Annotated in this window: 23 protein-coding genes and 1 pseudogene; 13 read left to right on the plus strand and 11 right to left on the minus strand. The window is 69.6% G+C overall.

The window, feature by feature from the left end:
• Window positions 1–54: 54 nt before the first annotated feature.
• Window positions 55–2883: pseudogene (locus tag MJQ72_RS44990) on the minus strand (type I polyketide synthase); the annotation flags it as partial.
• 291 nt (window positions 2884–3174) lie between these two features.
• On the opposite strand from MJQ72_RS44990, the gene MJQ72_RS01085 reads away from it, so the two are divergent.
• Together MJQ72_RS01085 and MJQ72_RS01090 are read left to right on the plus strand one after the other, a co-directional pair.
• Window positions 3175–3984, plus strand: coding sequence for an SDR family NAD(P)-dependent oxidoreductase (locus MJQ72_RS01085; RefSeq protein WP_240597119.1), 810 nt, complete (start codon window positions 3175–3177; stop codon window positions 3982–3984).
• 77 nt (window positions 3985–4061) lie between these two features.
• Window positions 4062–6002 carry an NPCBM/NEW2 domain-containing protein gene (locus MJQ72_RS01090; RefSeq protein WP_240597120.1) on the plus strand — a complete coding sequence of 647 codons (1941 nt, stop codon included), beginning with the start codon at window positions 4062–4064 and terminating at the stop codon, window positions 6000–6002.
• Window positions 6003–6065: 63 nt separating this feature from the next.
• On the opposite strand, the gene MJQ72_RS01095 is transcribed toward MJQ72_RS01090, so the two are convergent.
• The gene (locus tag MJQ72_RS01095; protein ID WP_240597121.1) at window positions 6066–7823 is read right to left on the minus strand and encodes a hypothetical protein; all 1758 of its coding nucleotides are present in this window, start codon (window positions 7821–7823) and stop codon (window positions 6066–6068) included.
• Between the two features lie 219 nt (window positions 7824–8042).
• Window positions 8043–9011 (minus strand): GlxA family transcriptional regulator, encoded by a 969-nt coding sequence (locus tag MJQ72_RS01100; RefSeq protein ID WP_240597122.1) that lies wholly within the window; start codon window positions 9009–9011, stop codon window positions 8043–8045.
• A 71-nt stretch (window positions 9012–9082) separates the two neighbouring features.
• On the opposite strand from MJQ72_RS01100, the gene MJQ72_RS01105 reads away from it, so the two are divergent.
• Complete coding sequence (locus MJQ72_RS01105) at window positions 9083–9898, plus strand: dienelactone hydrolase family protein (protein ID WP_240597123.1); 816 nt, start codon at window positions 9083–9085, stop codon at window positions 9896–9898.
• A gap of 97 nt (window positions 9899–9995) precedes the next feature.
• Entirely contained in the window at window positions 9996–10496 is a 501-nt protein-coding gene (locus tag MJQ72_RS01110) for a GNAT family N-acetyltransferase (protein ID WP_240597124.1), read from the plus strand.
• Here the strand turns inward: MJQ72_RS01110 and MJQ72_RS01115 are convergent.
• Window positions 10493–11269 (minus strand): endonuclease I family protein, encoded by a 777-nt coding sequence (locus MJQ72_RS01115; RefSeq protein WP_240597125.1) that lies wholly within the window; start codon window positions 11267–11269, stop codon window positions 10493–10495. The two genes, MJQ72_RS01110 and MJQ72_RS01115, sit on opposite strands and share 4 nt — an antisense overlap.
• A 174-nt stretch (window positions 11270–11443) precedes the next feature.
• On the opposite strand from MJQ72_RS01115, the gene MJQ72_RS01120 reads away from it, so the two are divergent.
• Together MJQ72_RS01120 and MJQ72_RS01125 are read left to right on the plus strand one after the other, a co-directional pair.
• Window positions 11444–11875: a PPOX class F420-dependent oxidoreductase gene (locus tag MJQ72_RS01120; protein WP_240597126.1), complete on the plus strand. Its 432-nt coding sequence runs from the start codon at window positions 11444–11446 to the stop codon at window positions 11873–11875.
• 129 nt (window positions 11876–12004) lie between these two features.
• Entirely contained in the window at window positions 12005–12424 is a 420-nt protein-coding gene (locus tag MJQ72_RS01125) for a hypothetical protein (protein ID WP_240597127.1), read from the plus strand.
• On the opposite strand, the gene MJQ72_RS01130 is transcribed toward MJQ72_RS01125, so the two are convergent.
• Together MJQ72_RS01130 and MJQ72_RS01135 are read right to left on the minus strand one after the other, a co-directional pair.
• The gene (locus MJQ72_RS01130) at window positions 12416–13591 is read right to left on the minus strand and encodes an FAD-dependent monooxygenase (protein WP_240597128.1); all 1176 of its coding nucleotides are present in this window, start codon (window positions 13589–13591) and stop codon (window positions 12416–12418) included. The two genes, MJQ72_RS01125 and MJQ72_RS01130, sit on opposite strands and share 9 nt — an antisense overlap.
• Before the next feature lie 17 nt (window positions 13592–13608).
• Window positions 13609–15051 (minus strand): MFS transporter, encoded by a 1443-nt coding sequence (locus tag MJQ72_RS01135; protein ID WP_240597129.1) that lies wholly within the window; start codon window positions 15049–15051, stop codon window positions 13609–13611.
• Between the two features lie 100 nt (window positions 15052–15151).
• Here MJQ72_RS01135 and MJQ72_RS01140 point away from each other — a divergent pair, with 100 nt between their 5' ends.
• The gene (locus MJQ72_RS01140; protein WP_240597130.1) at window positions 15152–15781 is read left to right on the plus strand and encodes a TetR/AcrR family transcriptional regulator; all 630 of its coding nucleotides are present in this window, start codon (window positions 15152–15154) and stop codon (window positions 15779–15781) included.
• Between the two features lie 114 nt (window positions 15782–15895).
• The gene (locus MJQ72_RS01145; RefSeq protein WP_240597131.1) at window positions 15896–16792 is read left to right on the plus strand and encodes an alpha/beta fold hydrolase; all 897 of its coding nucleotides are present in this window, start codon (window positions 15896–15898) and stop codon (window positions 16790–16792) included.
• Between the two features lie 5 nt (window positions 16793–16797).
• Here MJQ72_RS01145 and MJQ72_RS01150 read toward each other — a convergent pair whose 3' ends face one another.
• Both MJQ72_RS01150 and MJQ72_RS01155 read right to left on the minus strand, forming a co-directional pair.
• Window positions 16798–17460: a response regulator transcription factor gene (locus MJQ72_RS01150; protein WP_240597132.1), complete on the minus strand. Its 663-nt coding sequence runs from the start codon at window positions 17458–17460 to the stop codon at window positions 16798–16800.
• Window positions 17457–18569 carry a sensor histidine kinase gene (locus MJQ72_RS01155; RefSeq protein ID WP_240597133.1) on the minus strand — a complete coding sequence of 371 codons (1113 nt, stop codon included), beginning with the start codon at window positions 18567–18569 and terminating at the stop codon, window positions 17457–17459. The genes MJQ72_RS01150 and MJQ72_RS01155 overlap by 4 nt, the downstream gene beginning before the upstream one ends.
• A gap of 72 nt (window positions 18570–18641) precedes the next feature.
• Between MJQ72_RS01155 and MJQ72_RS01160 the strand changes: the two genes are divergently transcribed.
• From MJQ72_RS01160 to MJQ72_RS01175, 4 genes are all read left to right on the plus strand, one after another.
• Window positions 18642–19208, plus strand: a complete 567-nt coding sequence (locus tag MJQ72_RS01160) for a Chromate resistance protein ChrB (protein ID WP_240597134.1) — start codon at window positions 18642–18644, stop codon at window positions 19206–19208.
• Window positions 19205–19627 (plus strand): YkvA family protein, encoded by a 423-nt coding sequence (locus tag MJQ72_RS01165; RefSeq protein ID WP_240597135.1) that lies wholly within the window; start codon window positions 19205–19207, stop codon window positions 19625–19627. Before MJQ72_RS01160 ends, MJQ72_RS01165 begins: the two co-directional genes overlap by 4 nt.
• A 114-nt stretch (window positions 19628–19741) precedes the next feature.
• A complete protein-coding gene (locus MJQ72_RS01170) occupies window positions 19742–22051 on the plus strand; it encodes a PQQ-dependent sugar dehydrogenase (protein WP_240597136.1) in 2310 nt (769 codons plus the stop codon).
• Between the two features lie 405 nt (window positions 22052–22456).
• A complete protein-coding gene (locus MJQ72_RS01175; RefSeq protein ID WP_240597137.1) occupies window positions 22457–23035 on the plus strand; it encodes a hypothetical protein in 579 nt (192 codons plus the stop codon).
• Between the two features lie 2 nt (window positions 23036–23037).
• On the opposite strand, the gene MJQ72_RS01180 is transcribed toward MJQ72_RS01175, so the two are convergent.
• From MJQ72_RS01180 to MJQ72_RS01190, 3 genes are all read right to left on the minus strand, one after another.
• The gene (locus tag MJQ72_RS01180) at window positions 23038–23472 is read right to left on the minus strand and encodes a VOC family protein (RefSeq protein WP_125737675.1); all 435 of its coding nucleotides are present in this window, start codon (window positions 23470–23472) and stop codon (window positions 23038–23040) included.
• On the minus strand, window positions 23472–24458 hold the full coding sequence (locus MJQ72_RS01185) for an aldo/keto reductase (protein ID WP_240597138.1): 987 nt from the start codon (window positions 24456–24458) through the stop codon (window positions 23472–23474). The genes MJQ72_RS01180 and MJQ72_RS01185 overlap by 1 nt, the downstream gene beginning before the upstream one ends.
• Before the next feature lie 63 nt (window positions 24459–24521).
• Window positions 24522–25070 carry a cysteine hydrolase family protein gene (locus MJQ72_RS01190; protein ID WP_240597139.1) on the minus strand — a complete coding sequence of 183 codons (549 nt, stop codon included), beginning with the start codon at window positions 25068–25070 and terminating at the stop codon, window positions 24522–24524.
• Window positions 25071–25131: 61 nt separating this feature from the next.
• Here MJQ72_RS01190 and MJQ72_RS01195 point away from each other — a divergent pair, with 61 nt between their 5' ends.
• Entirely contained in the window at window positions 25132–26973 is a 1842-nt protein-coding gene (locus tag MJQ72_RS01195; protein WP_240597140.1) for a cellulase family glycosylhydrolase, read from the plus strand.
• Window positions 26974–26977: the final 4 nt, after the last annotated feature.

Below are 26977 nucleotides of genomic sequence, written 5' to 3' on the forward strand. Positions count from 1 at the left end.
GCGGACGAGCGCCGCCGGTGTCGGATGGTTGAACAGCAACGCGGCGGGCAGCGACAGCCCGGTCAGCTCGGCCAGCGCGTCGCGGAGTTCGACCGCGGTCAGCGAATCGAAGCCGAGATCCTTGAACGTCAGCTCGGTGTCCACGGTGTCTGTCGCGGCGTGGCCGAGCACCGCGGCGACGTGGGTGTGCACCTGGTCGAGCAGCAACCGGTCCTGTTCCACTTCGGACAGTCCCGAAAGCCGCTGCCGCAACGGCGATCCGTCCTCGGCGGGCCGGGGCGCGGTCGTGGCCGGGCCGTCGAACCAGTACCGCTGCCGCTGGAATTCGTAGGTCGGCAAGGCCACCCGGCGGGCGCCGCTGCCCTCGAACAGCTTCGCCCACTCGACGGTGGCGCCGCGGACGTGCAGCCCGGCGACCGCCGTGACCAGTGTCCGCACCTCCGGCCGGTCCGCCCGCTGGGCGGGGTGGATCGCGACGTCGGCGCCGGCGAGGCACTCGCGTGCCATCGAACTCAGGGTGCCGTCCGGCCCGATCTCCAGGAAGGTGCCGGCGCCCCAAGCCTCGGCCGCGATCACGCCGTCGGCGAACCGGACCGGCTCACGCACATGCCGCACCCAATACTCCGGCGAGCACAGCTCCTCCCTCGCCACCGCGCCGGACAGGTTCGACACGATCACCTTCGACGGTGTCCGGAACTCCACTTCCTCAAGCACACGACGGAATTCCGCCAGCATCGGCTCCATCAGCGGCGAGTGGAACGCATGACTCACCCGCAACCGCTTCACCTTGCGGCCACGATCCGCGAACTCCGCCGCGACCCCGGCGACCGCGTTCTCCTCGCCGGACACCACCACCGACATCGGGCCGTTCACCGCCGCGATACCCGCGCCTTCGGTCACCAGCGGAACCACTTCCGCCTCCGACGCCTGCACCGCCACCATCGCGCCGCCTTCCGGCAGCGCCTGCATCAAACGACCACGCGCACCCACCACCCGGCAGGCATCATCCAGCGACCACACACCGGCCACATACGCCGCCGCGAGCTCACCGATCGAATGCCCGACGAGCACATCCGCGACAACACCCCACGACTCCAGCAACCGACACAACGCCACCTCGAACGCGAACAACCCCGGCTGCGTGAACTCCGTCCGATGCAACCGATCATCGCCCAACACCAACGACCCGAACCGAGCACACACCTCATCGAAAGCCTCAGCGAACACCGGGAACCGCGCCGACAAATCACGACCCATCCCCACCCGCTGCGAACCCTGACCAGCGAACAGGAAACCCAACCGCCCATCCGCGACGACCCGGCCGCGCACGACCTGCGCGGACGGTGTCCCGGCGACGAGCGCGGCCAGTCCACTGTCCAATTCGGACCGATCGGCGCCGAGCACGACGGCCCGATGGCTGTGCGCCGAACGGGTGGTGGCCAGGGACAAGCCCACGTCCACGGGATCGAGCGCCTCGGCGTGCTCCCACAACCGGGCGGCCTGCGCACCGAGCGCCTGGTCCCCCACCCCGGAAACCAGCCAGGGCACGATGTCCAGCGCGGTACGCGGCTCGCCGGAATGCTGGGGCTGCGGGGCGTCGGACAACACCACGTGGCAGTTCGTGCCGCCCATGCCGAACGACGAGACCCCCGCCACCAAGGGCGCGTCGGGCCGGGGCCAGGCGGACAGCGACCGTTGCACGGACAGGTTGAGCCGCTCCAGCGGGATCGCGGGGTTCGGCGTCTCGAAGTTCAAGCTGGCGGGCAGTTCCCGGTGCCTGATGCTGAGCGCGGTCTTCACCAGCCCGGTGATGCCCGCGCCCGCCTCCAGATGGCCCACGTTCGTCTTCGCCGAGCCGACGAGCAGCGGCGAGCCGTCCGGGCGATGCCGTCCCAACGCCGCGCCGAGCGCCGAGGCCTCGATCGGGTCGCCGAGCCGGGTGCCGGTCCCGTGCAGTTCGACGTACTGGACCTCCTCCGGCCGCACTCCGGCGCGCTCGCAGGCGAGACGGACGGCCTGCTCCTGGGCGGCGGCGTCCGGCACGGTGAGGCCGGGGGTCGCGCCGTCGTTGTTGACCGCGCTTCCCCGGATGACGCAGTGGACCTCGTCGCCGTCGGCGATCGCGACGGACAACGGCTTGAGTACGACGACCGCGCCGCCTTCACCGCGGACGTAGCCGTTGGCCCTGGCGTCGAAGGTGAAGCACCTGCCATCCGGTGACAGCGCGCCGAACTTCGCGGCCCCGATCGTGCTCTCCGGCGCCAGGTTCAGGTTCACGCCACCGGCGATGGCCACAGTGGACTCACCGTTGCGCAGGCTCTCGCAGGCCAGGTGCACGGCGACGAGCGAGGAGGACTGGGCGGTGTCGACGGTCAGGCTCGGGCCGTTGACACCGAGGGTGAAGGAGATCCGGTTGGCGAGGATGCCGCGGTTGAGCCCGGTCAAGGTGTGCGGCCCGATGGCCTCCGTGCCGCGCAGGTTCGCCAGCGCGGCATAGTCGCTCGCGGTCGCGCCGACGAACACGCCCGCGTTCGTGCCGGCCAGGCCGGCGGGCACGATCCCGGCGTCCTCGAGCGCCTCCCAGCTCAGTTCGAGCATGAGGCGCTGCTGGGGGTCCATCGCCGCGGCTTCCCGTGGCGAGATCCCGAAGAACGCCGGATCGAATTCGTCGACCCGGTCGAGGAAACCGCCCCGCTCGACGGGAACCCGGCCCGCCTCGTCCACGTCCCAGCGGTCCGCGGGCACCGCGGAGATCGCGTCCGCGCCCTCGCGCAGCAACCGCCAGAACTCGCTCACCCCGGGCGCGCCGGGCAACCGGCAGGACAGCCCGACAATGGCGATCGAATCATCAGTACCGACACCGACCTGCGTCAGAAAGTCCATCTTCCCCAGTCTTTCGGAACGAATTGGCGAAAATGCGCCCCAGGCACACTCGCACGGCTCCCGAATTTCGAGGCTACTGGCGCCCGCGGGGAAGGAATCACCCCAACGTCACCCCCAAAGCACCCCTAGAGGGCCGTTGAAGCGCCCCTACAAGAACTCGATACAGCGCGCCTACCAGCACTTTCGCCGCCGGGAGCCCCCAGGCCCTCGTGCGGGCGGACCATTTCTCCGCCTCGCCGCTTGTGGCAGGATCGCCGACTAAAGTCTTCGCGCCAATCCAGGGGAGAAATCATGCGGGAATTGCGGGGAAGAATTGCCGCCGTCACCGGCGCGGCGAGCGGCATCGGGCGCGCGCTGGCCGTCGAGTTCGCGGCACAGGGGATGCACGTGGCGATCGCCGACGTGGACACCGCCGGTCTCACCGGCACCGCCGACGCCGTCCGCGCCCACGGCGGGCAAGCACTGGCCGTGCCCACCGACGTCCGCGACGCCGCGGCCGTCGAACGTTTCGCCGAAGCGGTGACGACCGAATTCGGCGCGGTACACGTGGTCTGCAACAACGCGGGCGTTTCGCGGATGGGCCTCTCGTGGGAGGTCCCGCTGGAGGACTGGCGGTGGGTGCTCGATGTCGCGTTCTGGGGCGTGGTGCACGGGATCCGCTCCTTCACGCCCCGGCTGCTCGCGCACGGCGAGCCCGGCCACCTGGTCAACACCTCGTCGGTCGGCGGCCTGGCCCAGGTGCCGTACATCGCCCCCTACACGGCGGCCAAGCACGCGGTCGTCGGGCTGACGAGGTCACTCCGGGCCGAACTCTCCGGCACCCCGGTCGGCGTGAGCCTGCTGTGCCCCGGGCCGGTGGTGAGCAACATGGATCCGAACACACCGCGGCCGGGCGAGGTCGAGCATCTCGCCGACGGCCCGGCCGCGCTGGCCGCGCACGCGCGCGAATCGCATCACCAGGGCATGCCGGCCGAACACGTGGCGCGGATGACCGTCACGGCCATCCGAGAGGATCAGTTCTACGTGCTGCCCAACCTCGCGGACTTCCTCCCCGTGCTCGAAAGCGACTTCGAAGAGCAGCTGTCCGCCCCGACGCGCTAGGGCAGAAAACCCCTCTTGACCTGGGCCGCGGCGCGAGACGATGCTGGGAGTCTTGTCTGCTTTTCCGGAGGGGAACAATGCGACGACTCTTCGTGCTTCTCTGCGCCCTTTTCCTGACCGCGACAGCCGTCCCCGCGTGGGCCGATACACCGTCCGATCCGGTTCCCGGCGAAAGACCCCCGCTGGGGATCACCTGGGCGACGGGGGATCCCTACTGCGTCTACCAGTACGGCGAGAACGCCGTGAAGGCCGCGGCGGACCAGCTGGTCAGCTCGGGGCTGCGTGACGCCGGATACGAGTACGTCATGCTCGGCGACTGCTGGCAGGCGGCCCAGCGCGACGCCGACGGCAAGCTCACCGCACGCGCCAGTTTCCCGTCGGGCATCCCGGCGCTGGTGGACTACGTGCACTCGCGCGGGCTCAAGATCGGTTTCTACAGCGGCACGGGCGCGACGACCTGCAGCCGCCAGGCGGCGGGCTCGCTCGACCACGAAGACCTCGACGCCCGGACCTTCGCCGACTGGGGCGCGGACTACCTGCGCTACGACACTTGCCACAGCGTCAACGGCGATGCTCCCGCCCGGGTCAAGAAGATGGCGGACGCGATCAAACGGACCGGCCGTCCGATCACCCTCGAAGTCGACGACTACGACCGTGAGCAGAAGCCGTGGCTGTGGGCACGGGCGGCGGGCGCCCAGCTCTGGCGCACCTACAAGACCGCGACCTTCACCTTTGGCTACTCGACGGGCAGTCTCGACAAGCAGTACGGGCTCGACGGCTACCAGGGCCCGGGTGGCTGGAACATGCCGGGCTCGTTCACCTTCAGCTACCTCGACACCGCGGAGCGCCAGGCCAAACTCGGGCTGTGGGCGGTGCTCAACGCGCCGCTCGTCGCCGACATGGCGCTGACGGCCGACACCACGCTCCCGGCCGCCGAGATGGGCAACCGCGACATCATCGCCGTCCAGCGGGACTGGGCGGGCGTCGCCGGGCACAAGGTCCGCGACACGGGCTGGACCGAGGTGTGGACGAAACCGATGTCCGACGGTTCGGCCGTCCTGGTGCTGTTCAACCGCGGCGAGCTGGCCGCGCCGATCAGCACCTCCGTGGCCGACGCCGGGCTTCCCGCCGCGTCCGGCTATCGCGTGCGTGACCTGTGGACGGGCGACGAGACCGTGACCACCGGCGCGCTCGGCGGCGTCGTCGGGCGGCACGCCGCCACCGTGCTGCGGGTGTGGCCGTCGAACGTGGCCGCCGCGCCGCGGACGTCGCTGACCGTTGACCTGCCCGACTCCGTGCCGCCGTCCCAGCCGGTGACCACCACGGTCAAGTTCACCAACTCCGGCACGACGCCGATCACCGGGGCCCACCTGCGGTTGACCGCGCCCGCGCAATGGCTGTTCGACGGCCCCTCCGAAGCGACCACCGGCACCGTCGAACCGGGTGCCACCTGGGAGACCGCGGTGACCCTGCGCCCGGTGTCGACCGCCACCGAGCCGTTCAAGATGCCGGCCACGGTGACGTACACGACCGCGCAAGGCCCGCGGACCGCGACCGCGTCGGCCGAGTCGCCGCTCATGCTCGCGCCGAACCCGCCTTACACCAACGGATTGCTGAGCACACTCCCGTGGATCTCGACGGAGAACGGCCTCGGCCCGGTCGAGCGGGACAGCATCGACAACGGCCATCCGTTCACGATCAACGGCAAGGTCGAAACGCGCGGCGGGCTGGGCGCGCACGCGCCTTCGGTCGTGCGGTACTACCTCGGCGGCAAGTGCAAGCAGTTCACCGCGACCGTGGGTGTCGACGATCGCGGGCCGAACGGGACGCTCGGGTTCCGGGTGCTCGGTGACGGCGTCGAACTGGAGGCGACGGGGAACATGCGGCACGGGGACGCCGCGCAGCGTCTCGTCGTGCCGCTGACGGGTGTGCAGGTGCTCGTACTCGCCGTCGACGACGCCGGCGACGGCTCCGCCGGGGACTGGGGAGACTGGGTGAACCCGTACATCAGCTGCTGAAGCCTTTTCCGTGAAGGCCCCCTTCATTGCGTCTAGCGCGGTGAAGGGGGCCTTCACGGACCTTCAGGACCCCGGTATTTGGCCCGGACGCAGAATGTCGCCGCAGGACCGCAGATGCGCGACGGCGTTGGTCGCGACGACCTTCTCGGTCTCGGTGGTGACGTAGTTCCGCGCCCCGGCGAGAAGGGCGGGATCCCGCACCAGATCCTTGCGCACCCAGACCCCGACGTCACCGAACGCCGCCGGGCCCCGCGGGCTGCGGTAGAGCACCTCGTACTCCTGCTCGAATCGCGGGTCCTGGGCGAAACCGAGTGTGGTGTCCCAGGTGCCGATGAGCGAAATCAGCTCCGGCCGGGCCACGTCGAAGACGTAACGGCGCTCTCCGGCGAAATCGGCGGTGCGGAGATAGTCGGCGATGACGCGGTCGGCGAGCCCGGCGAGGTCGATCACCTGGAGCCTGCTGACCAGCGCCATACCGCCGAGGTCGATCACCCCGATCTTCGCGGAATCGGGCAGCTTCAACAGATCCGCCACACCATTGGTCACCCGCGCGTCGCGCTCGACGACGCTGCAGAACGGCGTTTTCGGTGTGTCGCGGTAGTTCTTGCCCTGGGTGTGGAAGCCGCTCACCGACGACGCCGCCGCGATGACGAGCGTGATCGCCAGCAGGACACGGCCCCGGACCCGTGCCCGGCGCAGGGTTTCGACGACCACGATCGTGCCGCCGAGCGTGCCGAGCGCCCAGATCGGGGTGGCGAACCGGAGCTGCCCCATCCAGTCGGCCTGGAGAACGCAGAAGGCGATCACCGACAGGGCGAACGGGACCAGCAGCGCGACCATCGCCGCGCGGAGCTTGGACGGCTTCTGCATCACCAGCGCGAGGCAGACGACCGCCACCGCGACCAGCAGCCAGCCCGCGTACTGGAGGACCGTCCCGGCCTTGGCGATGTCGGTGAGAGTCGGCAGCGGCTGCGCCTTGGCGACCGCGGTGTTGGGCAGGAGGCGCCCGTACTCGATCCAGCGGAAGAGCAGGTAGCCACCGAAGGGGACGGCGAACCCGGCCGCGGACAGCAGCACCGCACGGAGGGCGGCGGGCACACCGCCGCGGCGGGTGAACAGCGCGACCACGATCGGGAACGCGGCCGCGTAGATGACCCCGTCCGGGCGGCTCAGCCCGGCGAGGGCGGCGAGCGCTCCGGCGGGCACGGCGATCTTCGCGGTCAGGAGCGTGCCGGAATCGACGCCGCACAGGATCACCACGGCGAGCGCGGTGGCCGCGAGCGCGTAAACGGAGTTCTCCAGACCGGAGAAGGACCAGATGACGAACGAGGGGTTCGCCGCGAGCGCCGCGCCGGCGATCAGCGTGACCAGGGCGGGCCGCGATGTCACGCGCTTCGCCGCGACGTACACCAGAACCAGGATGGCCGCGCAGCAGAGCAGAGCCAGCCCCTTGGGGAACAGGACGTAGTCGGGGATGCCGAAGATCGTGCCGTTGTCGAACAGGCCGAGCAGTTTTCCGAGCGCCAGCAGCACCATCCACAACGGGTTCGAGAATCCCTCGACGGGTTCCACTCCGGGTTGCAGCACCGGCCCGAAACCGTCGGCGAGGTTCCGGGAATACGCGAAGGTGATGGCCGCGTCGTCGATCATCCAGTTGCCGTAGAAACTCGCGTGGACGGCGATCGACACCGTGCCGACGACGACCGCCACGAAGGCCGGGAAACCCCGTCGGGACGGCGGCGCGCCGCCCTGTCTCAGCCGGTTTCCGGCGCGGCCCGGACCCGCCACCTTCGGCGGTCTGGCCAGCTCGACATCGCTCATTTGTGGAACCCCCATCGTCCCGGTTCGAGAATCCGGCGAACGCGCCACGGATCGCCCGAGAAACCCCATCGTTTTCACCAGATGATCCCGGCGGCAGAAAGCCGCACCGAAGATCATCACCCCGAATGAGGATTCTACCGCACGGAAAGTTGATCTTTCATTCCGACGAACGGCACTCGTGAAATCATTTCCGTTGTGCGTCGGCAGGTAATGGGAAAATCACTGAATCGCGTCACGGCGGAAGGCGGCGCGATAGTCCCTTGGCCGCCGCCCCGTGTGCTTCGCGAAAAGAGCGGCGAACGTCCCCGCGTCCCGATAGCCGACGGCGGCACAGATCCCGGCGACCGTGCGATCCGTCGTCTCCAGGAGGTGGCGGGCGCGCCGGACCCGTGAGGAATGCAGGTATTCGAGCGGGCTCTGCCCGGTTTCCTCCGCGAACCGCCGCAACATCGTCCGGGTGCTGACGTTGAACCGTCCGGCCAGGGCGGTGAGGTCGTACCGGGCGGCCAGGTTCTGGTCGAGCCAGCGCATGACCGGGCGGGCGAACCCGCTGCCAGGCCGCGGAAGCAGCCGCGCGTCGACGTACGGCGTCTGCGAAGACCGCGCGTCGTCGACCAGCGCCACCCGCGCCGTCGTCCGTGCGACTTCGGCGCCGCTGTGTTCCCGGATCAGTCCGAGCGCGAAGTCGTACATGGCGCTGAAGGCGGCCGTCGTCGTGACTCCCTTGTCGGTGACGACGAGACGCTCCGGCTGGAGCCGGGCTTCGGGACGACGCCGAGCGAGCTCGTCCGCGAAGAGCCACGAGGTCGTGGCGCGACGATGGTCGAGGAGCCCGGCCTCGGCGAGCAGGAACGCTCCGACACAGATCGAGACCACGACGTTGCCCCCGGCCGCGTGGGACCGGATCGCCTCGACCTCCCCCGCGAGGTGCGCCAGCTTCGCGTCGATGTCCTGGCCTGGCCGGTGCTCGAATCCCGGTACGACGAGGACGTCGACCTCGCGCAGCGGCGAGACGCTCAACGTGACACCGCCCGACGCGACGACCCGGTGGCGGGGCGAGACGACGGAGACCTCGTACCCGGCCTGGTCCGGACCGGCGACGTACGTGGCCATGGTGAGCAGGTCGGGGACACCGAACACTTCGGACGCGAAGCAGCCCGGGTACGCCAGGACACCCACTCGCAGCACGTGGCGAGATTACCCCGATATCCGGCGATCCGGCCTGTTCCCCGGCGGCCGCGCCGGCCGAAGCTGCGGTCATGCGCGAAAACCCGGACGACGCGATCACCGATTTCTCCCACCGCCGGCTGGAGGTGGACGACGTGACGAAGACGGTTCACGTCGCGGGTTCCGGCCCCGGCGTGGTGCTGATGCCGGAGATGCCCGGCATCAGCCCTGACGTCCTTCGGTTCGCGCGGTGGGTGCGAGACGCCGGGTTCACCGTCTACCTCCCCTCGCTCTTCGGCGTCGACGGCGCCTATCCCACCGCCGGGGCAGGTGAGGAAGTGGTCCGCCGCGCCTGTGTCAGCGCCGAATTCCGGGCGTTCGCCGGCGGCGGCACCAGCCCTGTCACAGGGTGGCTCCGGGGGCTCGCGCGGATCGCCCACGCGGAATGCGGCGGCCCCGGAGTCGGTGCGATCGGCCTGTGCTTCACCGGCAACTTCGCGCTCACCATGGCGCTCGAACCCGCCGTCATCGCCCCCGTGGTCAACCACCCGTCACTGCCGCTGGACGACCCGGGCGGCCTCGAACTCGGCGACGAGGACGCGGCCGCGCTCCGTGACCGGATCTCGCGCGACGGGCTGAAGGTGCTCGCCTACCGCTTCGAGGGCGACCGCTGGTGCACCGGACAGCGATTCGCCGCCTACCGGGCCCTCCTCGGCGACGCCTTCGACGGGCGTGTCCTGCCGGACAGCGCCGCGAACACCGACCCGCCACCGTTCTTCCGCGACCTGGTCGGCACGCCGCACAGCGTCGTCACCGCCCACCTCGTCGACTCCGAAGGCCACCCCACGGTGCGGGCCAGGGACGAGATCCTCGCCTTCCTCGCCGAACGCCTGACGGCTCGGCGGTGAGCTGCCGTCCCGGCGAACGGCTGGACGATGCCACGACCCCCGTACGTCGCCTTTCCCTGATAGAAACGAAGATCATCTGCCCCGAGAGGAGAACCCCATGCCGGAACCGCGCCGAGCCGACGTCTCCGATCACGGTGCGATCGTCGACCGTGTCCAGCGGTGGTGGGGCGACTCGCGCACCCCCGCCGAGGCCCGCGAACTCTCGCTGCTGCTCCCCAAGCTGTTCCTCCAGTTCTTCTCCAGTACGAGCCTGGTCCTGGAAGACGAAACCGGCATCAGGGCGTTCCTCGTCGGCCTCCACGCCCCCGACAACGACGTCGAGGCGTACATCCACTTCGTCGGCGTGGACCCGGAACTCCGCGGACAGGGGACGGCGCGTCGTCTGTACACGACCTTCTTCCGGCGCGCCGCCGAGGCGGGCCGCACGGAAGTCCGCGCGATCACCTCCCCGGGGAACACCGGGTCGATCGCCTTCCACCGCGCCATGGGGTTCACGCTCGAAGCAGGCGACCGGGTGATCGACGGTCTTCCCGTGCACGGCGACTACGACGGCCCCGGCCAGGACCGGGTCTGCTTCTTCCGGAAGATCACCCGCTAGCCGTAGATGGAGGCCGCCCATTCCGGGTGGTCGATGAACGGGTTGCGGTTGTGCTGGAACTGGTCGTGGATGATCTGGTTCCGGCGCTGCTCGGTGGCGTCGGGCGGGTCCTGGGTGTTCCAGGTCAGCAGCACCGAGAGCCGGCCGATATTGGGCTTGGAGCCGTTGTCGACGGCGTCATTGGGCTCGAGATCCGGGAAACCGTCGGTTCCGTCGTACCGGACGGACATATACAGGATCATGCGCGCCACGTCGCCCTTGACCGCGTCCCGCGGCTCGAACGAGTCGTCGTCGGTCAGGTTCCCCGGCGCTTCCTCGACCGGAGAGCCACCGGCGTCGAAGTCCTTGTTCCCACGGGTGCTGTTGACCGACGCGTCCTCCGCGCGCAGGTGATGCAGGTCGGTCCCCGGCCCGACGGCCGTGCCGAAATCGCCGTGCGACTTGGCCCAGACGTGTTCCCGGTTCCAGTCGTCGACTCCCCCGCCGTTGGCGGTCTTCGCCTGCGAACGGCCGCTGTAGAGCAGCACGACGTTCGCCTTGTTGGCGGGATCCTCGTCGGTGGCCCTGATCCCGTCCCACACCTGCTCGTAGGTCAGTTTGGTGTTGGTGCTGATGATCTTGTGCAGCGCGGCCTTGAGTTCGGGGCCGGTCTTGCCCAGCGCGTCCTGGTAGTAGTCGTCACCGGACGCCTCCGCGGAAGCCGGTGGTGCGAACGCGAGCCCCGCCGCGGCGCCGAGCGCGAGGACGAACGGGATACGGCGGGTCGGCTGCATGCACAGTTCCTCTCCCCAGAGGCGCCGGCCGGGGCGTCGTCAGTTCGACCACAACCCGGCAACGCACTAGTCATCTAGTTGGAAAAATACTGTCATGCTTGTCAATAGCCCGGTGACATCCGCGGCCGGTCACGCAACAATCGTCGTCCTGATCGCGAACCAGTGGAGGGCCGCGTGGCCGAGTTGAGCGAGCAGATCCGCGAGTGGGTCGTGGCACCGAACTTCTGGCATCTGGCCACGGTGAACGAGGACGGTTCACCTCAGGTCTCCCCCATGTGGATCGACATCGAAGGCGACCTCATCGTCTTCAACACCGCCGTCGGCCGCGTGAAGGAGGAGAACCTGCGCCGCGATCCTCGTGTCTCGTTGTCGTGCCTGGACACGGCCGATCCCTACGACCGGGTCGTGATCCACGGCCGGGCCGTCGAGTTCGTCGAAGGCGACGAGGCGGATCGCTGCATGGACCGGCTGGCGAAGAAGTACGTCGGGACCGACCGGTTCGAATGGCGGATCCCGGGAGAACGACGGGTGAAGGTCCTCGTCGAACCGACCCGCGTCCGCCATGTCGTCGGCGTCGAGCCTTTCCGGCGCGGACGTCTCGGCTGAGGCTGTCCTTTGTGGACGCTTACGCATGTGGCATGTGGCGTGTCGCGAAAGCCACTTTCGCGACGTCCGATGTCCCGAAAGTGGCTTTCGCGACGCAACCGAATGCCCCACCCGTTACGTCCTCGGCACATGAGATGGATCGCAGCGTGTCTTCTCCTGCTCCTGGCGGGATGTGACCTCGGCACGGGCCGGCCGAGGCTGGAGTCCTTCGTGGAACTCGGCTCGGCTCGCCCGCCGGCAGGTTCGAAGGCCGTGGAACTGGGCACGGCCGGCGGTCAGGAGTTCCAGCGCACGCTGGAACGCGCCAAGATCTCGAACCCGGACAAGGTCCGTGCGGCCTTGTCGTTCACACCGACGGCCGATCGGCGCGCTTTCGCGTTCGTCAAGCCCGGCTGTGCCGAGGACGGCGCCGAACTGACCATCGAGCGCGACACGCTGAAAGTGGAGCTCACCGGCGGGGAGAACGTCAACTGCGGCACGGCGAACTACTTCCTCACCGTCTTTTCCGTCGACCGTGACTCGATCCCGGCGACGCCGACGTTACGGTGACTCCACGACGACATCGGGCAGCACCAGTGCGGTGTGCGCCGGACGCCCGCTGTCCGGCGCCGACACGGTCAGGCCACGCAGCCGGCTGTCGCGTCGCGCCAAGGCTTCGGCGGTGACCGGGAAGAGCGCCGCTTCGCCCACACCGACCTGCGCTTGGTTCAGCTCGACGAACTCCCGCGTCTCCCTTTCGTAAGCGTCGAAAGCGCCGGTGGCGGCCAGTGACCTGGCGAGCATGTAGGCCCCGACGAGAGCGAGGCTGGAGCCCTGTCCGGTCAGGAACGACGGCGCGTAAGCGGCGTCGCCCACCAAACCGATCCGTCCCCGGGACCAGCGCGGCAGGTGGATCTGGCTGACGGTGTCGAAGAACAGGTCGTCCGCGTCGCGCAGGGCGCCGATCATGGCCGGGATCTCCCAGCCGTCGCCGTCGAAGGTCGCGGCGATGAGGTCACGTTGCGCTCCAGGATCGCGGAGTACCTCGTACGGCGGTTCGGGGCGGGCGGCGACGAGGAACCCGTGCACCTTGTCGCTTCCCTTGACCGCGTAAAGCGCCGCTCCCCGGCCGGGCGCGTTCCAGATCACGCCTTCCCGTGAGAGGCCGAACGCGTTGGGCAGGGTGAATCCGGCGAAGCAATATCCCAGATAGCGGTGGTACCTGTGTTCCGGGCCGAAAACCAGCTCCCTGGTACGCGAGTGCAGGCCGTCGGCTCCCACCACCAGGTCGAAATCGCGCCGCGCTCCGCCGCGGAAGGTGACTTCGACACCGTGCTCGTGTTCGATGAGCGTTTCGATCGAATCGTCGAAGACGTATTCCACGTCGTCGCGGGTGACTCCGTACAGGATTTCGGCCAGGTCGCCTCGCCGCACCTCGACGTCGTGCCCGTCGACCCCGCCGGTCACCGTCTGCGGATGCAGCGAAGTCACCTCGCCGCCCTCGGTGTCGACGAAGGTCAGCGAACGCGTCTCGATATGCGCTTCGCGAAGCCGCGGCAGGATTCCCATCCGGCGGGCCACCTCCAACGCCGTGCCGCGGACGTCGATCGGGTAGCCGCCGCCACGCAGCCCGCCCGCTTTCTCCACCACCGTCACGGCGAATCCGTGCCGTCGCAGCCAGAACGCGGCCGCGGGGCCCGCGATGCTCGCGCCGGAGACCAGAACCGTGCCTTTCATTTGTTTCCCCACTTCTCTCAGAGAGACGCCAATGCTTGTGTTTTGTTGCCGGAGCGCGTCTTTCGCACCAGCAGGACGACGAGGACCGCGGCCATCGCGAAGGCGACGGAAGCGATCGTGATGTAGCTGAAGACACCCGTGCCCGAGTTCATCGTTTCGCCGCCGACGGACACGGTGGTGGACTTGAGCACCGCGGCGCCCACGAAATCCAGGACCACCGAACCGATCGCGACGACGACCATGACCAGGCTGGACACGATGCCCTGCCGTTCGGCGGGCGCCAGGCTGCCCGCCAGGTTGAAGCCGGAGGTCCCGAGCGCGCCGACCGTGAAACCCAGCAGGAAAGCGAAGAACACCGCGACGGGGAACTGCGAGACACCGGCGAACATCCCGATGGTTCCCACGGTTCCGAGTGCGATTCCGCCCGCCAGCGTCATCGGGGGCCCGACCCGGGTGGCGAGCAGCCCGGCGACCGGACCGCCGATCATGACGCCGACGCCGGGCGCCGCAAGCAGCAGCGCCAGCGTTCCCTGGCCGGCCAGCCCGTACCCGAGGCCCTGATCCGCCGAGACGTCGCTGACCAGAGGGATGAGCTGGAGCATGCTCTGATACGAGCCGGTGCTCAGGACGAGCACGAGCAACGTGAGCGCCAACGGCGCCCCGATGTTCCGGATGTCGATCAGCGCGTCGGGCCTGCGGCTCGAAACCAGCAGCCATCGGGACAACGCGGCGGCACCACCGGCGAGCAGCACCATCGGAGCGAGGGCGAACCAGCCGAACTCCGAGCCGAGGCTGACGTACGCGAGCACCCCGGCCAGGCCACCGCCGAGAAGCAGTGCGCCTCCGAAGTCGATCCGGCCCGGTGTCCTGACCACGGATTCGGGAATGACGCCGCGCACGCAGATCGCCATCGCGATCGCGACGACGGCCGAGACGACGAACAAGATCCGGAAGCCGAACTCGGCGGCCAGTTTCTCGGTGAGGAACCGGGAACCGATGTTGAGCACCGCGGACCCGGAGGTCACGATACCGACCACGACCATCGCGATCCGGGGCGCGCAGAGCTCGCGGACGATCGCGACGGAAAGGAACAGGGCGGCCACGGCCGCCCCTTGCAGCAGGCGTCCGGGCACGAAGAGCCAGAGGTCAGGTGCCACCGCGCAGACGAGCGCGCCCGCACAGCTGAGCAGCAAGGTCAGGACGAGCACCTTGCGCTTTCCGTGCACGTCGGCGCTCTTGCCGAGCAGCGGCGCCCACATCACGCCCGCCAGCATCGCGCTGGCGTTGAGCCACGCCGTCTGATCGGTGCCGAAGTGGTCGAGCATTTCCGGGAGGACGAGCAACGGCGCGGTGATCGCCGTGTCGACCATGAAGTTGACGAGCACCAAGACCGCGACGAGGCCGACGAGCCGTCCGCTCCACCTCGTATGCGGTCCCGCGCCGATCCTGTTCTCCTGCATGAAGGACTCCTTGTGCGGGATTTCAGGGAAAGGCGGTCCGCCCGCCTCAAAAACTACACTACACGGTGCAGTTTTCTTCGGCTGAGAATACGATGAGAACATGGCGACCCCGCGAGCGACCGCGCGAACACCGGGCCGTCGGCTGCGAGCCGAGGCCAAGCAGGCGGCGATCCTTGACGCCGCCGAGGCGTTGTTCGTGTCGGACGGCTACGAACTCACCAGCGTCGACGCGATCTCCGCACGGGCCGGGGTGTCCAAACGCACCGTCTACGACCACTTCGGCGACAAGCAGACCCTGTTCCGCGCCGTTCTGGGCCGGGCGAACGACGCCGTGGTCGCGACCGTGCGCAAGGCGATCGATGAAGAACTCACCGACGACCGCGACCTCCGCGACGCGTTGCTCGGCTTCGCGCGGCGGGTGACGACCGGGATGTTCCCGACTTCGGACTACGCGACGTTCCGGCGGCTGAGTTCGCAGGCCCCGGTGGCGCCGCGGCTGCCGGAAGCGGCACGCGACCAACCGGAACGGATGATGGAGGAACGCTTCGCGAAGTTCGCGGCGGACGGCAAGCTCCGGCCGAGCGACCCGCGACGCGCCATGCAGCATTTCGTCACCCTGACCATGCGCCTCGTCCTCGACGTGACCGACGAGGACCCGACGGTGGGCAAGGCGGAGATCCTCGCGATCCTCACCGACGGGGTGGACGTGTTCCTGCGCGCCTATCGCTGACGCGCTTTGTCACCCTTGAGAGCTACCCGCAGGTGTCCTCCGCATGGTGACGATTCCCGGCGGCCGGATCCGTAGCGTGCCAGGTGAATCGTTCCCCTGTACCAGGAGTTCACCATGTCCCGTAAGGCATCCGCTCTGATCGCGCTGTGCTGCGCAGTGGCAGGCGTCGCGCTGTCGGCCTGCGACGAAGCCACGGAAGCGGAATCGGAGTCGCCCGCGAGCAGCAGCGCCCCGGAGAATCGAGCCGCGTTCACCGGAACACAGAAGCTCAAGGTCGGCGAGCGATCCGTGAACGTGTCGTGCGCGGGGAACCCGGTCGCGGGACGGCCGGTCGTCGTCCTGCTGCACGGCGGGGGCGACGACCTCGGGAAGCTGAGCGGGCTCCAGAACACCCTTGCCGCGCAAGGGCAGGTCTGTTCCTACGACCGGCTCGGCGCGGGCGCCAGCGATCAGCCGGACGGGCCGCAGAGTTTCGAAAGCACCGGGAAGATCCTCACCGGAGTGCTCGACCAGGTCGCCGGCGGCAAACCGGTCGTCCTCGCCGGGCATTCACTCGGCGGGCTGATCGCCGCCAGGTACTCCCCCGACCACCAGGACCGGGTCAAGGGCCTGGTGCTGATGGACGCCACCTCGCCGACCCAGGAAGCCGATCTGCGGCAGCGGATACCGGATTCGGCCACCGGGATGGCGGCCGAGCTGCGGGCGCAGACCTTGGCGGTGTTCGCCGGACAGGGCCCGGAGAAACTGGTGGTCACCGACGCCGAAGTCCGCTCCGCCGGGAACATCCCGGTCGAGGTGATCCAGCACGGCAAGCAGTACCTCACGGCCGTCCCCGAGTACGGACCGGGCCTGGAGCAGGCCTGGTCGGAAGGGCAGCGGAAGTGGCTCGCGCTGTCCGGCCGCAGCAATCTGAGCACCGCGGCGAACAGTGAGCACTACATCTACGTCGACCAGCCCGACCTCGCCGTCCGGGCGATCCAGCGCGTCGTCGGCGAAGCCAAGTCCGAATAGGACAGTCAAGTCACGAGGCCGTGGCGGAAGGCGTAGATGACCGCCTGGACCCGGTCGCGGAGCCCGAGTTTGGCGAGCATGCGCGAAACGAACGTCTTGACGGTCTCCTGGCTGATCATGAGCGCCGCGGCGATCTCGCTGTTGGACCGGCCGTCCGCGATGAGCCGGAGGACCTCCAGCTCGCGGGGAGTCAGCGGGCTTTCGGCCGGGGCTTCGTCCTCGGCGGGCCGGATCCGGGCGGCGTACCGGCCCACCAGCTGCCGGGTCACTTCGGGATCCAGCAGGGCGGCGCCGGCGGCCACGGTGCGGATCCCGTGCAGCAGCCGGTCGGGCGGGCTGTCCTTGAGCAGGAACCCGCTCGCACCGGCGCGCAACGCCCGGTAGACGTACTCGTCGAGATTGAACGTGGTCACCACCAGGACCTTGCCCGGTTCGGCCACGCCGGCGCCCGCCAGCAGGCGGGTGGCTTCGATTCCGTCGAGCACCGGCATGCGCACGTCCATCACCACGACGTCCGGGCGCAGGCGGGCGGCGAGCTCGACCGCCGTCCGCCCGTCACCGCATTCGCCCGCCACCTCGAGGTCGGGCTGCGCGTCGATGATCGTCACCAGGCCGGTGCGCACCAGCATCTGGTCGTCGCAGACCAGCACCCTGGTCGGCGCGGTCACGACGGGTTCCCCGCCGGAATGCGGGCGCGAACGGAGAACCCGCCGTCTCTTCTGCGGCCCGCGCTGAATTCACCGTCCAGGACGTCGATCCGTTCGCGCAGCCCGGCGAGGCCCCTTCCCCCGCCGGCGGATTCCACAGTGGACACGGATTCCTCCGTGTCCACGGAGACGGTGATCTCCCCGTCCCCGTGGCGCACCAGCACCGAGGTGCGGCTGCCGCGGGCGTGTTTCAGCGCGTTGGTCAGCGCCTCCTGCACGACGCGGTAGGCCACCGGACCGGCGCCCCCCGCCGTGGGCTCGCCCTGCTCGGAGAACTCCACCGGCTGCCCCGCCCGGCGCGTGCGCTCCACGAGGGTCGGGATCGCTTCGGCGCCGCGGCCGGGATCGACCACGTCGAGCAGGTGGCGGAGATCGGTGATGGCCAGCCGTCCGGTGTCGGCCACGGCGGTCAAGCTCTGTTCGAGCCGCGCATCGGTCAGATACCGGGCGGCTTCGGCTTGCACGACCATCGCCGTGACGTGATGGGTCACGACGTCGTGGAGTTCGGCGGCGATGCGGGCGCGTTCGGCCGCCCGCGTCTCCTCGGCGACACGGCGGCGACGTTCCACTTCCGCGATCCGGCTGGATCGCAACGCCGTCCCGATCCCCCATGCCAGTACCAGCGCGAGATAGAAGGTCACGTAGCCCGTCAGGGGCTCCGTCCCGCCGAGCGAAACGAACGCGATCGCCGACGCGAGGAACACCGCGGTGAACACGATCGCCACCAGGCGACGACGCCGCTCCAGACGGAGACCCACGGTCAGCACGGCGATCGGCAGCGCCGTGCCGGCGAACGAGTGATAGCCCCCGAACTGGTCGACGGCGAACCCGAGCGACACCAGGGCGAAACAGGTGACCGGCCACCGGCCGCACACGACCAGCGGGACGCATTGCAGGGCGATCCCGACGACGGCCAGCGCGTCGTACGGGCGGTCCGGCAGCCCGCCGAACCGCGTTCCGTGGCTCTGCAACGCCGGGAGCAGTGATCCCACGAAGAGGGTCAGGGCGACCGGGAGGTACCAGGCCGGGCCGTACCGCCACTGCGTCGAGACCCACCGAAGGTTGACCACGCAGCGGATCTTATTCCGAACGGGTGAATCGTCCGTATGCCACTCGCGATGTTACGGGCGTAACATCGCGGTGTGACTGACGAATCCAGCGAACCGGGCTGGCTGGTGATCAGCGTGTCCACCGCCGGCGCGCCGGACTCGCTGCGCGTGCAGGTCTGGCGCAAACTCCGCTCCCTCGGCGCGCTCTACCTGCAGCAATCGGTCTGCCTGCTGCCCGCGCGGACGGAGGTGGTGCGGGAGATCCGCCGCCTGCTCGACCGGGTCCGCCATCAGGGTGGGACGGCTCGCGCGCTGCCGATGGCGTTCACCGCCCCGGCCGAGGAGCGAGCGGTGATCGCCGAACTGAACGAGGCCCGCGACGCCGAGTACGCCGAAGTCCTGGAGCGGCTGCCCGAGCTTCGGCGGGAACTCGCGGACGAGCGGGCCCGCGGCAACGCCACCTACGCGGAAGTCGAAGAATCCGAGGCCGACTTGCACCGGTTCCGCAGCTGGCTGGCCAAAATCGCCGCCCGCGACTATTTCGCCGCACCCCTCGGGCGGGAGGCCCGCGACGCCGTCGAGCTGGCCGCGGCCGAACTCGCCGCCTTCGAGGAAGCCGCCCTGCGCGCTGAAGCGCCCGAGGCGGGGAAGCCGCGATGACCGGGTCGTTCTGGTGGGATCTCCTGCTCGGCCTCGCCGGTGCGCTGCTCGTGGCCTGGCTCGCGCTCGTCGTGGCACTCGTCGTCGCCCGGCCGCGGGGCGGAGCACTCCGGGAAGCACTGCGGCTGCTGCCCGACGTACTGCGGCTCATCCGCCGTCTGGCCGCGGACGAGACCCTGTCCCGCGGCGTCCGGATCAGGCTCGCGCTGCTGCTCGTCTACCTCGCCCTGCCGATCGATCTCGTCCCCGACTTCATCCCCGTTCTGGGCTACGCCGACGACGCCATCATCGTCGTCCTCGTCCTGCGTGGCGTCGTCCGCCGCGCCGGGCTCGACGCCGTCCGCGAGCACTGGCCCGGTACCGACGACGGGTTCGGCGCACTCGCCCGCCTGACCGGTTTCCCCGCCGCCACGGCCTGATCCCGTTGCGCGAGTTGTGCGCATTTCTGTCAGAGGCGTAACAACTTCCGGCCTTCCCACGGCATACCGGAGAGCTGTCTTGTTCTGTCCGGTCCCCGCCGCAGGAGGATTCGCGTGCTGAGTTCCCGTCGTTTCCCGTTCCCCCGAAGATCGCGGCGCGCGCTGGCGGTGGGCGTCGTCGGCCCGCTGGCCGGCGCGCTCGCGGTCGGGCTCGTCGCCGCGGCACCCGCCGGAGCCGCCGTGCCCACCGGTTTCACCGACACGGTGGCGATCGGCGGGCTCAGCTCGCCGACCGCCACCGCTTTCGCGCCGGACGGCCGGGTGTTCGTCGCCGAGAAGAGCGGCCTGGTCAAGGTCTTCGACTCGCTCGCCGACCCGACGGCGACGGTGTTCGCCGACCTCCGCACGCAGACACAGGACTTCTGGGACCGCGGCCTGCTCGGGCTCGCCGTCGACCCCGCCTTTCCCGCCAGGCCGTACGTCTACGTCTCGTACACCCTCGACGCGGAGCCCGGCGGCACCGCGCCGCGATGGGGTGACACCTGCCCGACCCCGCCGGGCGCCACCGACAAGGGCTGCGTCGTGACCGGCCGCGTCTCCCAGCTGACGATGGGCTCGGCAGGCACGGCCGTGAGCGAGAAGCCGCTGGTCACGGGCTGGTGCCAGCAGTTCCCCAGCCACTCGGTCGGTGCCCTCGCCTTCGGCCCGGACGGCGCCCTGTACGCGGGTGGCGGCGACGGCGCCAGCTTCACCTTCGCCGACTACGGCCAGGCCGGGAACCCTTGTGCCGATCCGCCTTCGCCCGCCGGCACGAACCTCACGCCGCCGACGGCCGAAGGCGGCGCGCTGCGTTCGCAATCGCCGCGACGCGCCGCCGGGCAACCGGTCCTGCTCAACGGAACGGTGCTGCGCATCGACCCGGACACCGGCGAAGGCGTCCCTGGCAACCCCTTCGCGAACAGCGCCGACGCCAACGCCCGGCGCGTGATCGCCTACGGCGCGCGGAACCAGTTCCGGTTCGGCTTCCGGCCGGGCACCGGCGAGCTCTGGGCCGGCGACGTCGGGTGGGACACCTGGGAGGAGATCAACCGCGTCGCCGACGTCGGTGACGGCGTGGCGGAGAACTTCGGCTGGCCCTGCTTCGAAGGCAACGCCAGGCAAGCCGGTTACGACGGCGCGAACCTCGACCGGTGCGAATCGCTGTACTCCTCCGGCGGGCACTCCGCGCCGTATTACGCCTACAACCACCGCGCCAAAGTGGTCGCGAGCGACCCGTGCCCCACGGGCGGCTCTTCGATCAGCGGCATCGCGTTCGAATCCGGCAGCAACTACCCCGCCGAGTATTCCGGCGCGCTGTTCTTCTCCGACTCGTCCCGTGGCTGCATCTGGGCCATGCAGACCGTCGACGGCCAGCCGAGCGCGAGCCGTCTCGTGCCGTTCGTGACCGGCGTCAACCTCCCGGTGCAGGTGCTCACCGGACCGGGCGGCGACCTGTTCTACGTCGCGCTCGGCAGCGGCGAACTCCGTCGCGTCAGCCATCCCGGCGGCACCAACCGGCCGCCCACCGCGGTGGCCACGGCGAACCCGTCGAGCGGACCGGCGCCGCTGACGGTGCGATTCGACGGCGCCTCGTCCACCGACCCGGACGCCGGGGACACCCTGTCCTACGCCTGGGACCTCGACGCCGACGGCGCGTACGACGACTCGTCGGCCGCCGACCCCACCTGGACCTACACCGCGGCCGCCGCCGTCGACGCCGGGCTGCGGGTGACGGACTCCCACGGCGCGAGCGCGACCACGACGGTGCGGGTGACCGTCGGGAACCCGGAGGGCCTCGACCCGGTGCCGGTCATCGACGGCCCGGCGGGCACGCTGACCTGGTCGGTCGGCCAGACCGTGGCCTTCTCCGGCCGCGCCGTCGACGCCCAGGACGGGCAGCTCCCGGCATCGGCGCTGACCTGGCGGCTCGCGATCCGGCACTGCGCGACCAACGGCACCTGCCATACGCACAACGTCCAGGACTTCCCCGGCGTCGCGTCCGGCTCGTTCGTCGCGCCGGACCACGACTACCCGTCGTACCTGCAGCTGACCCTCACCGCGACCGACTCCACCGGCCGGACCGGCAGCAAGACCCTCGACCTCCAGCCGAAGACGGTGTCGCTGAACTTCACCTCCAGCCCCAGCCAGGCGACGCTCACCGTCGGCGGCACCCAGCAACGCACGCCGTTCTCCCGGACGGTGATCGCCGGATCCACCAACTCGATCAGCGCGGACAGCCCGCAGAAGCTGCCCCCGCTCAACCTGAAGTACGCCTTCACCGGCTGGGCGCACGGCGGCGCGCGGACGCAGAACATCGTCGCGCCGGGCACGTCCACGACCTACCAGGCGAACTATCGGCTCTGCTGGCTGTTGAACCCCTGCTGACCCAGGGGTCGCGAAAGGCGGTCGTGAGCGGCGATTCGGGTCCCGGTACGAGCTGCGCTCCTGAAGGTAGTGAAGGCCTCCTTCACTACCTTCAGGGTAGGCAAGGAGGCCCTCACGGACCTGACCCGGAACCTGAGGCGCTCTTGGCCCCGGAACACCACTCACGGCCCCTATCCGATCAGGGCCGAAGGCTCTTTTCGTCGCATCGGACTCGGCGAAGGGAGCCTTCGGCCCACCACATGCCCCGCCCGCGATCAGCCCCGGCCGACGCGCCCCGAAACCGTCCATGATGGAGCTCAGCGGCAAGCTTTTCGCGAAGCCGTAAGACCCCTGAAAGGATCGGAACCCCTACCGGAGAAGCCCCGTCGGATCGCCCATTCAGATCCCGCACGGAAGGTGACTCCGATGACCTATCCCGGCCTGCCCGACCAGCAGCACCCCCGTCCCTCGACCGTCAAGCCCGGCGTGGCCGTCGGGATCCTGGTCGCGGTGATCGCACTGGTCGCCTTCTGCATCACCGGTTTCGCCGCCCCCGGTTTCCTGCTCCGCAAGGGCCCCGGGCTGTCGTTGCCCGTCCCGACCGCCGGCTCGGCGCCGACCTCCGCACCCACGAGCACCACGGAAAGCCCGAGCAGCACCAGGGTCAGCCGTCCGAGGATCACCGTCACCCGGCGCCCGGCGGCGCCGCCGGAGAAGGGCGTTCAGGTGATCACGGACTTCCTCGCCAAGATCGCCGGGAGCGACAAGCCGGCGGCGATCGCGCTGGCCTGCGAGGCGCAGAAGAGGTTCATGGACGACAAGATCGATTCCCTGCTGCCGCTGGGGTCACGGGTGCACGTGACCACGGCCAACGGGACGTCCAGGTTCGTTCTCGCCGACGTCGCCGGGGTCGCCAAAGGACGGTCGGCGAAGGGCATCGTGATCTCGGACCAGATGGCGGACGGCGGCTTCTGCATCACGAACTTCAGCATCCGCACCGCGTGAGGTCAGTCGAGACAGAACTCGTTGCCCTCGATGTCCTGCATGACGATGCACGACTCGTTCTCCTCGTCGGCGAGCAGGACACGCTGCTGCACCGCCCCGAGCGCCGTCAGGCGGTCGGATTCGGCCTGGAGCGCGGCGAGGCGCTCCTCGCCGACGAGCCCGGTGCCTGCCCGGACACAGAGATGCACCCGGTTCTTGACGACCTTGCCTTCCGGAACGCGCTGGAAGTACAGCCGCGGTCCCACTCCGGTGGGGTCACTGCAGACGAAGCCGGCGTCCTGCTTCTCGGGCGGCAACGTGCGGTTGTAGTCGTCCCAGGTGTCGAACCCTTCCGGCGGCGAGGGCACGACGTAGCCCAGGATCTCGCACCAGAACCGGGCGAGGCGCTCGGGTTTCGCGCAATCGAACGTGACCTGGACCTGTTTGACCGACACCATCAGACCACCCTAATCGCTGTCGGACGGATCAAGCCCGCGGCCCGCAGATCGGCCCAGACCTGCGCGGGAACCTCCGCGGCGAAGGATTCCAAGTTGCTTCGAGCCTCTTCGGCGGACCGCATCCCGACCGCGATGCCGGCGACGGCCGGATGCTGCAGCGGGAAGGCCATCGCCGCCTGGGGAAGCGTCACGCCGTGCGCCTCGCACACGTCGGCGATCCGGTTCGCCCGCTCCACGACCTCCGGAGCGGCGGCCTCGTAGTCGAAGTACGCACCCTCGGCCGGTCGCGGCACGGCGAGCAGCCCCGAGTTGAAGATCGACGCCGCGATCACCGAGACACCGCGTTCCTCGCACGCCGGAAGGAAAGTGTCGAGCGCGCTGTGGTCGAGCAGCGTGTGACGCCCGGACTGCATGACCACGTCGACATCGGTCTCCCTGACCAGAGTGGTCAGCATGGCCGTGTCGTACATGCCGGCGCCGATCGCGCCGACGATCCCTTCCGACCGCAGCTGCGCGAGGGCCGGATAGCCGTCGCGCAGCGCGTCTTCGAAGTACTCCTCGGCGTCGTGCAGGTACAGCACGTCGATCCGGTCCAGGCCCATCCGCTCCAGCGAATCCTCGACACTGCGCCGGATCCCGTCACGCGTGAAGTCGCGGACCCGGCGGTGCGCCGCGGGCACGTGGAAGCCCGCCGGGTCCAGCTTCCCGTCCGGATCCTGGGGAATCAGCAGGCGGCCGACCTTCGTCGACAGGACGTAGGAAGCACGCGGCCGCGAGCGCAGGAACTCGCCGATGCGGCGCTCGGAATGCCCGATCCCGTAATGCGGAGACGTGTCGTAGTAGCGAATCCCGCCGTCCCAGGCCGCGGCCAGCGCCCCCGCCGCGGTGTCGTCGTCCAGCGGCGCGAACAGGCCACCGAGCGGTCCACCGCCGAACCCCAGCCTCGTCACCTCGACTTCGGTGCGCCCGAGTCGCTTCGTCTCCATCCGCAGCCCCCTTGATCAGCTCGCCGATCACGGTGCCATACCCGGGCGTTTCACTCGCGCGATTTATTCGCCGGGCCAGTCCGCACACTTCACGACCTCGAACCCCCGGCTCGGGAAGACCGCGTCCACGAAGAAGTCGTGCATCGCCTGATCGCCGTCCGCGCAACCGTCGCGCAGCACGGTCACGTGATAGCCGCGGTCCGCCGCGTCGTAGGCCGTCGCGGCCACCATCGCGCTGGTCGCGACCCCGGCGATCGCGACGGTGCCGACGCCGCGGGCGCGGAGCACGAGATCGAGATCGGTGCCCGCGAACGCGCTGGCACGGCGTTTCAGCACGACCACGTCCTCGTCGGCCACCGGCAGATCGATCTCGGTCCCGGCCGAGCCCTCGTGGAAGGTGTCGCCCGCTTCGTGGAAGGACTTGAACAACGCGTTCCCGGGCGGCAGGTCGGCCCCGTTGCCGCGGAGTGCGAAGTGGACGAACACGACGAGCGCGCCGGCCGCCCGCGCCCGCGGCAGCAGACTCCTGATCGGCGGCAGGACTGTTCCGGTGAACGGGTAATTGCCCGTGATACCTCGCTGAAGGTCACCGATGATCAACGCGGTGGTCATGCGGGCAAGCTACCCGATCGTCCGTATACAACCGACCGCGCGAGTGGCTAGCCTGCGGCGGGTGAGGATCAAGAGTGTGCTGCTCGCCGTCCTGGTGACCGCCGGAATCGTGATTCCCCCGACCGCCGTCGCCTCGGCGGACCCGTCGGGTTGGGTGGCGCCGCTCAGCACGCGCGGCCGCTACATCGTCGACGCGGCGGGCGACCGGTTCAAGTTGAAGGCCGCCAACTGGCACGGCGCGAGCGGTACGTGGACCGGGTCGGGCGACGTGAACGATCCGGCCGCGCACCACGCCGGTGAGATCGCCTACCAGACCCCGCTCGGGCTGGACCGGGCGTCGATCGACACCGTCATCGACGGGCTGGCGGAGCTGGGCCTGAACAGTGTCCGGCTGCCCTTCTCCAACGCGATGATCCACGACACCAAGCCGGTCCCCGACCTCCCGGCGAACCCGGGTCTGCGGGGCCTGACCCCGTTGCAGGTCTACGATCGCGTCGTCGAGCGGCTGACCGCGCGCGGGTTCGCGGTGATCCTCAACAATCACACCACGACGTCCCGCTGGTGCTGCGGTCTCGACGGCAACGAACGCTGGAACACCGCGCAGACCGAGCAGCGGTGGCAGGACGACTGGCTGTTCATGGTCCGCCGCTACGCCGCGAACAAGCGGGTCGTCGGCGCCGATCTGTACAACGAAGTCCGTCGTAACGTCTTCGACGATCCCAACTGGGGCTGGGGAAACGGCACGGACTGGCAACGTGCGAGCCAGCGCGTTGCCGACCGCATCCAGACCGAGGCCAACCCCGACCTGCTGCTCATCGTCGAGGGCATCAACTGGACCGGCCTGCCCGTGGACGGCCTTCCCCACGGCAGGCCGACGCTGGAGCCGGCCCGCACGCTCTCGCATACGCTCGTGGACTCCGGAAAGCTGGTCTACGCCGCGCATTTCTACGGGTACACGGGGCCGAATCATTCCGGGGCGACCGGCACCGGCGAGACACACGACCCGCGCTACCGTGACCTGTCACCCCAGGAACTACGCGATGTCCTTTACCGGCAAGCGTTCTTCGTCTCGGCGGAGACCGGCAAGCACTACACCGCGCCGCTCTGGATCAGCGAGTTCGGCGAAGGCCGTCACACCACCGACGCGGCGAGCCGTGCCTGGTTCGAGAACTTCGTCCGCCATCTCGCCGAGACCGACACGGATTTCGCCTACTGGCCCGCGGTCGGTTTCCACCAGGACGGCACGGGCAACGGGTGGTCGCTGCTCTCGTGGGACACCGGCGGCCGACGCGTCGACGTGCTCGACGGCGCGGACTGGCGTGGCCCGGCTTGGCGGCGGCTGGTGGACGCGCCGTCGCGCTCCGGCCGGATCCCCGACGCCGAGCGCTGGTCGATGCTGAACCTCGACTACGCCGATTTCCAGGCCTCGCGCAAGATTCGCGCGATGGCGGACTGGAATCCGGGCGCGCGCAAGGGCGCCTGCCCCGACGGCCAGCGGCTCAGCGCCCTTTCCCACACCGGGAACCGGGGCCTGTGCACCGGCACGCTCGCCGCGCCGGCGGGATACGCCGTGGTCCGCGACGAGTCCTATGTGGACACGGACTGGGCGTCCGGCTACACCAAGGTGCAATGCCCGCCAGGGCACGCCGCCGTCGGCTACAGCGTCACCGGCGCGGCGTTCTCCGCCCTCCTGTGCGGCCGCTCCCCCACTCCGCTGGGCCGCACCGGCCGGACGGTCTGGTTCGACCGCGGCGACAACCGGCCGTCCGGGAATCCCGGCGGAGACTTCGCGTCGGGCCATTACAAGGGGCAATGCGCTCCGGGCGAGTACGTCGCCGGTGTCGCGTATACCGGCCGTGTCGGCTCGAATCGCACTCCGGACGCGTTGCTCTGCCGTGTCTGAGCGC

The organism is Amycolatopsis sp. EV170708-02-1 (genome assembly GCF_022479115.1).
In the GTDB taxonomy this organism is placed as follows: Bacteria; Actinomycetota; Actinomycetes; order Mycobacteriales; family Pseudonocardiaceae; genus Amycolatopsis.